4 protein-coding genes and 1 pseudogene are annotated in these 3257 nt (G+C 75.3%); 4 read left to right on the top strand and 1 reads right to left on the bottom strand.

From position 1 onward, the window contains the following. Nucleotides 1–262: pseudogene (locus AC5FZL_RS16070) on the top strand (nicotinate-nucleotide diphosphorylase (carboxylating)); the annotation flags it as partial. On the opposite strand, the gene AC5FZL_RS16065 reads toward AC5FZL_RS16070, so the two are convergent. Continuing rightward, on the bottom strand, nucleotides 247–1026 hold the full coding sequence (locus AC5FZL_RS16065) for a class I SAM-dependent methyltransferase (RefSeq protein WP_493619884.1): 780 nt from the start codon (nucleotides 1024–1026) through the stop codon (nucleotides 247–249). The pseudogene AC5FZL_RS16070 and the gene AC5FZL_RS16065 sit on opposite strands and share 16 nt — an antisense overlap. A 152-nt stretch (nucleotides 1027–1178) precedes the next feature. On the opposite strand from AC5FZL_RS16065, the gene lysS reads away from it, so the two are divergent. The 3 genes from lysS to AC5FZL_RS16050 form a co-directional block, all read left to right on the top strand. After that, nucleotides 1179–2639, top strand: coding sequence for a lysine--tRNA ligase (gene lysS / locus AC5FZL_RS16060; RefSeq protein ID WP_493619885.1), 1461 nt, complete (start codon nucleotides 1179–1181; stop codon nucleotides 2637–2639). 50 nt (nucleotides 2640–2689) lie between these two features. Further along, on the top strand, nucleotides 2690–2878 hold the full coding sequence (locus AC5FZL_RS16055) for a hypothetical protein (protein WP_493619883.1): 189 nt from the start codon (nucleotides 2690–2692) through the stop codon (nucleotides 2876–2878). A gap of 127 nt (nucleotides 2879–3005) precedes the next feature. Beyond that, nucleotides 3006–3257, top strand: a 252-nt coding sequence (locus tag AC5FZL_RS16050) for a histone-like nucleoid-structuring protein Lsr2 (RefSeq protein WP_493619882.1), incomplete at its 3' end; no start/stop codon positions are given.

Raw genomic sequence — 3257 nt, 5'->3', positions numbered from 1 at the left:
GGCGGTCGGGGCCGGGGCGCGCTTCCTGCTCTGCGAGGGCCTGGGGCCCGACGCGCTGCGGGCCGTCGTGGACGCCGTCCGGGGCCTCGCGCTGCCCGGCGGCGAGCGCGTGGAGGTGGAGGCCCGCGCCGGGGCGGACGTCGCGACCGCGGCCGCGCTGGCGGCCACGGGCGTGGACTTCCTGTCCGCGACCGCCCTGACGGGCCGCGCCGCGGCGCTGGAGGTGGACCTGGCGCTCGACCCGCCTCAGGGCCTGCGGTAGCGGAAGCAGTGGCACACCAGGGGGACGACGACGGAGCCGTCCTCCTCCGCGGCGGCCCGGGCCAGCGCTCGCACCTGGTCCAGCACGGCGTCGCGGTCCTCGCGCACCGCGATGCCGGAGTAGGTGGAGGCCAGGTCGGCCACGGCGTCCGGCGAGGGCAGGTGCTGGGCGGCCGGGAACTGCTCGCGCTCCGCCCCGGTCATCGGCGCCGGCACCTGCGGCCACCAGTCCTGCTCGGTGGTGCCGGCCGCGGCGCCCGTGGCATCGGCGAACCCCGTGCCGCCGACCACCTCCTCGAAGGACGCCGCCCACGGGACCGCCAGGTCGCGGGCGTTCCAGGCCAGGCCCAGGGTGCCGCCGGGACGCAGCACGCGCGCCAGCTCGGCCACCGCGGCGCCCGGGCGCAGCCAGTGCCAGGCCTGGCCCACGGTCACGGCGTCCACCGAGGCGTCCGGCAGCGGCACCTCCTCGGCGGTGCCGACGAGCACCTGCACGCCCGGGTCGCCCGGCAGGGAGGCCTCCAGGGCGCCGAGCATGGCCTCGCTGGGGTCGACGGCGACCACCTCGTGGCCCAGCGCCCGCAGGACGCGGGTGAGCTTGCCGGTGCCGGCCGCGAGGTCGAGCACGCGCAGCGGCCGCGACGGCGCGCCGACCAGCCAGTGCACCGCGTCGGCGGTGTAGCCCGGCCGCAGGTCGTCGTAGCGCCCCGGGTCGACCAGGGTGCCGAAGGAGGTGCGCCGACGGGCGTCGTCTGCCAGAGCCATGGCGCCCATGACAGCAGAGCCCGGCGCGGTGCCCGACCGCGGGTGGCTAGCCTTCGGCCGTGAGCCAGCAGCCGGACGCCTCTCCCGCCCCCGAGGTCGCCCCCGAGGTCGCCCCCGAGGTCGCCCCCGAGGGCGCTGACCTCCCGGAGCAGCTGCGGGTGCGCCGCGAGAAGCGGGCGCGCCTGCTCGCCGCCGGCCGCGACCCCTACCCGGTCGCCGTGCCCCGCACCGCCTCGCTCGCGCAGGTGCGCGAGGACCACCCGGGCCTCGAGCCGGGGCAGGAGACCGACGACGTGGTCTCGGTGACCGGGCGCGTGGTCTTCGTGCGCAACACCGGCAAGCTGGCGTTCGCCACCCTGCAGGAGGGCGACGGGACCCGGCTGCAGGTCATGCTGAGCCTGGCCGAGGTGGGCCAGGAGGCGCTGGACGCCTGGAAGTCCGACGTCGACCTCGGCGACCACGTCAGCGTGACCGGACGCGTCGTGGCCAGCCGGCGCGGCGAGCTGTCGGTGATGGCCACCTCCTGGCAGCTGGCGACCAAGGCGCTGCGCCCGCTGCCGGTGCTGCACGCGGGCACCAGCGAGGAGACCCGGGTCCGCCAGCGCTACACCGACCTCATCGTGCGCCCCGAGGCCCGCTCGGTGGTGCGCACGCGCGCGGCCGTCGTCCGCTCGCTGCGCGAGACCTTCCACCGCCACGACTACGTCGAGCTCGAGACCCCGATGCTGCAGACGCTGCACGGCGGCGCCGCGGCCCGGCCGTTCGTGACGCGCTCCAACGCCCTCGACATCGACCTGTACCTGCGGATCGCCCCGGAGCTGTTCCTCAAGCGCGCCGTGGTCGGCGGCCTCGAGCGCGCCTACGAGATCAACCGGAACTTCCGGAACGAGGGGTCGGACTCCTCGCACTCCCCGGAGTTCGCGATGCTCGAGTTCTACGAGGCCTACGCCGACTACGACGTCATGGCCGAGCGCACCCGCGAGCTCGTGCAGACCGCGGCGCTGGACGCCCTCGGGTCGACGACCGTGACGCTGGCCGACGGCAGCGAGTACGACCTCGGCGGGGAGTGGGCGTCCGTGTCGATGTACCCCTCGCTCTCCCAGGCCCTGGGCGAGGAGGTGGTGCCCGGCACGCCGGCCGAGCACCTGCGCGCCGTCGCCGAGCGCCTCGGGGTGGAGGTGGCCCCCTCCGCCGGGCACGGCAAGCTCGTCGAGGAGCTGTGGGAGCACCTCGTCTCCGGCTCCCTGCACGCGCCGACCTTCGTGCGCGACTTCCCCCTGGAGACCTCGCCGCTGACGAAGTCCCACCGCAGCGTCCCCGGCGTGGTCGAGAAGTGGGACCTCTACGTGCGCGGCTTCGAGCTGGGCACCGGGTACTCCGAGCTCAACGACCCGGTCGTGCAGCGGGAGCGGCTGGAGGCGCAGGCGCGCCTGGCCGCGGCCGGTGACGCGGAGGCGATGCCGGTGGACGAGGACTTCCTCCGCGCGATGGAGGTCGGCATGCCCCCGGCGGGGGGCGTCGGCGTCGGCATCGACCGGCTGCTCATGGCGATGACCGGGCTCGGCATCCGCGAGACGATCCTCTTCCCGCTGGTCAGGCCCGAGCACGGCTGAGCGCCGCTGAGCACGCCGGGCCCCTCGGGGCCGGGCGTACCGTGGGGGCCGTGGACGTGATCGCGGCGCTGCTCCCCTCGGTGGGCGTGGGCCTGCTCTTCTGGTTCGTCATGCGCGCGGTGCTCGGTGCGGACCGCCGGGAGCGCGCGGCGATGGCCGAGCTCGACCGCCAGGACGCCGAGCGCGCGCGCCAGGACGCCGACCGCGCCGGCTCCGCGGCCCCGGAGCGCAATTCCTGATCCGCCCGGTGACCGCCATTCGTGACGAGCGGTCACGGAGGGGTCAAAGGGAATGGCCCGCCTGGAAGCGCTCCCGCGAAGTGCGGGAATGCGCCGACCGGGAAAGGCGGATTGCTCTGCGCGATGAATGCGTGTCATGATCGTCGGAGCATTCCGCGGCCGTGCCGCGGAACTCCGTCCGCAGCGCAGAACGACCCAGGAGAGAATCCACATGGCCCAGAAGATGCAGGTCCTGCTCCTCGACGACATCGACGGCGGTGACGCCTCGGAGACCGTGTCGTTCTCGCTGGACGGCGTCGGCTACGAGATCGACCTCAACGACGAGAACGCGGCCAAGCTGCGCGACGCCCTCGCCCCCTGGGTGGGCCACGCGCGCAAG

This window comes from Quadrisphaera sp. DVD1 (assembly GCF_058932755.1).
This window is presented reverse-complemented; position numbering and strand designations above follow the sequence as displayed.